Here is a 3,180-nt window from a genome sequence, read left to right as displayed (position 1 = left end):
GTCGGCAAGGTCATATTGGCGATGGGTGCGCACGCCGCCGTGCCGCCGATTCCGGGGATGGACAGCGTGCCCTACCTAACCAGCACATCGGCGCTGGCGCTGGATCGCTTGCCCAAATCGCTGCTGGTGATCGGTGGCGGGGTGATCGGGGTAGAACTGGGACAGATGTTTTCGCGTCTGGGCGTTGATGTCACCATCTGCTGCCGAAGCCGCCTGCTCCCCGAAATGGACCCGGAAGTGAGTGCCGCGCTGAAAAACTATTTGGAAGCCGAGGGCGTGCGGGTTTGCGCAGGTGTCGGCTATCAGCGTATCGCCCAAACACAGAGCGGGGTCGAATTGACCTGCGAGGGGCATTGTGACACCGTCGCGGCGGAACAGGTGCTCATCGCCACCGGACGCCGACCCAATAGCGACGGGCTTGGGCTGGAGGAGCGCGGCATAGTGCTTGCCCGTAATGGTGGAATCGTCGTCGATGACCACCTCGAAACGTCGGTCTCAGGCATTTACGCGGCGGGCGATGTAACGGGACGGGACCAGTTCGTCTACATGGCCGCCTATGCCGCAAAACTGGCCGCGCGCAACGCGGTGACGGGCAACCAATACCGCTACGACAATTCCGCCATGCCATCCGTCGTCTTCACCGACCCGCAAGTCGCCAGCGCCGGCCTCACTGAAACGACAGCACGGGCGCAAGGCCTGGACATCAAGGTTTCGCTGCTCCCGCTCGATGCTGTGCCAAGGGCACTGGCAGCACGCGATACGCGGGGTCTCATCAAACTGATTGCCGACAAGGCGAACGACCGTTTGCTGGGCGGCCAGATCATGGCACCCGAAGGCGCGGATTCGATCCAGACACTGGTGCTGGCGATCAAACACGGCATGACCACCCTGGAATTGGGTGCAACGATATTTCCTTACCTGACCACTGTGGAAGGCCTCAAACTGGCGGCCCAAACGTTTGATAAGGATGTCGCCAAACTGTCTTGCTGCGCCGGGTGATTGCTCGGGGATCAACCGGCAACGAATGGCCTCCCTCCAGTGCAAGCCGCTTTGGTGTCAATTTTGTTATTCGCCTCAGCGGGAGAGCAAAATGGCACGACGCCGACTTCTGACCGGAGACGAGCGCCGGCGCCTGTTCGATCCTCCTGTCCAAGAAACCGCGATCATTGGGCATTATACCCTTTCTGCGGAAGATGTTGAATTGGTTGGGCGCCGCTATGGTCCAGCAAATCGCCTCGGTCTGGCTGCACAAATCGCTTTGATGCGACATCCCGGCTTTGGTCTGCAACCCGAGATCGGGCTTCCCGACGTCATTCTTCAGTACCTCGCGGCACAGTTATTCGTCGATCCTTCCTCCTTCTCTGCATATGGTCAGCGCGCGCAAACCCGTACCGATCATGCCGATCTCGTGGCGCGTTATCTTGGCATACGCCCGTTTCGACGCGGCGACCTGGCACTTGCCCTGAATCTTGCCGCGCAAGCCGCCGAGTATACAGACAGAGGTGAACCGATTGTTCGCGCCCTCATGGTTGGCCTGAAGGGTGAGCGGTTCATTCTTCCGTCAGGCGACACACTGGAACGCGCCGGTCTTGCTGGCCGGGCACGCGCACGCAAAGCTGCCGCAGCCGCAATCGTCGAAGGCCTCAGCTCTGCTGAACTGACACGGCTAGACGAACTCGTAATCAACAACCCGGATTTCGGCATGACACCGCTGGCGTGGTTGCGTAATTTCGAAGAAGCCCCGACTGCGGCCAATATCAATGGCTTGCTTGAGCGCCTGCGCTATGTTCGCGGCATAGGTATCCACCCGGTAGTTGGGGGCGCCATTCCGGAATTCCGCTTTGCCCAATTTGTCCGCGAGGGCGGCGTGGCACCGGCATTCCTGCTTTCGGATTACAGCGTCAATCGCAGGCGGGCGACGTTGACGGCCGCAGTGATCGACCTTGAGGCCAGACTTGCCGATGCCGCGATCCAAATGTTTGACCGACTTATCGGCGGCATGTTCACGCGCGCGCGGCGTGGGCGCGAGCGTCGCTACCAAGATAGTATTCAGTCGGTGGGGCAACTCATGCGGCTGTTTGGCGCCACGATTACAGCACTTGATGAGGCTGTCCAGAATGGCGGCGATCCGCTCGAATTGATTGACGAAGCGGTGGGCTGGCACCGGCTTGTTGCGGCAAAGGCCCAAGTAGATGCCCTTGCTGATCTTGCCGGCGAGGACGCACTGGTAACGGCAACCGAGCGTTACGCCACGCTACGGCGTTTCAGCCCGGCATTTCTGGACGCCTTCACCTTCAAGGCGTCTGGAACAGGGACGGCACTGATCAAAGCCATCGATGTCATTCGCGATGCGAACACACGAAAGTCGCGCGACCTTCCCGATGGCGTTCCACTGCCATTCCCCAATCGGCAGTGGAAGCGTCTCATCACCGAAAGCGGCCGTATCGACCGCCGACGTTATGAAATTGCGATCATGGCAACCTTGCGTGATCGTTTGCGCGCCGGTGATGTATGGATCGAGGGAACCCGCAACTATCAGCGCTTCGATGCCTATTTGCTGGGTCGGCGCGACGCCGCCAAAGTGGCGGATGTGCTTCCGTTCGATTCAAATGCTGCATCCTACCTCGCTGACCGGGCACGAAATCTTGACTGGCGGCTGCGCCGATTTGCCAAGCAGTTGAAAACAAACAAGCTTGAGGGAGTGTCGCTCGAACGAGACCGGCTCAAGCTTCAGCAAATGCCGCCTGTCACCCCACCGGAAGCTGAAGCCCTCGATCGCAAGCTCGATACCCTGCTTCCCCGCGTGCGCATCACCGAGCTGCTGCTTGAAGTCGCCGAACGCACTGGTTTTTTGAACGCATTCCGTGACCTGCGCTCAGGCAAGGAGCACGACAACCCCAGCACGGTACTCGCCGCAATTCTGGCTGATGGCACCAACCTCGGGCTGGAGCGGATGGCCAATGCCAGCGAAGGCGTCAGCTATGCCCAACTCGCATGGACCCACAACTGGTATCTTTCACCCGAGAACTATCAGGCCGCGCTGGCCATGATCATCTCAGCCCATCACGAATTACCCTTCGCGCGGCATTGGGGCGCTGGCACCAGTTCGTCGTCCGATGGCCAGTTCTTCCGGTCGGGGCGGAGCCGTTCAGGGGCGGCGGACGTCAATGCCAAATATGG

The 3,180-nt window shown here is 60.1% G+C and carries 2 protein-coding genes; both read left to right on the top strand.

Annotated elements, in window-relative coordinates; genetic code table 11:
• Positions 1 to 999: dihydrolipoyl dehydrogenase family protein (locus tag BHQ40_RS24345; protein WP_070158267.1), on the top strand; the 999-nt coding region annotated here is incomplete at its 5' end.
• Between the two features lie 91 nt (positions 1,000 to 1,090).
• The coding region (locus tag BHQ40_RS24340) for a Tn3 family transposase (RefSeq protein WP_070158266.1) at positions 1,091 to 3,180 on the top strand (2,090 nt) is incomplete at its 3' end.

Origin of the sequence: Sphingobium phenoxybenzoativorans, from assembly GCF_001757355.1 — a bacterium.
Classification (GTDB): Bacteria; Pseudomonadota; Alphaproteobacteria; order Sphingomonadales; family Sphingomonadaceae; genus Sphingobium; species Sphingobium phenoxybenzoativorans.
Note: the sequence above shows the minus strand (reverse complement) of the source record. Positions and strands in the feature narration are given on the sequence as shown.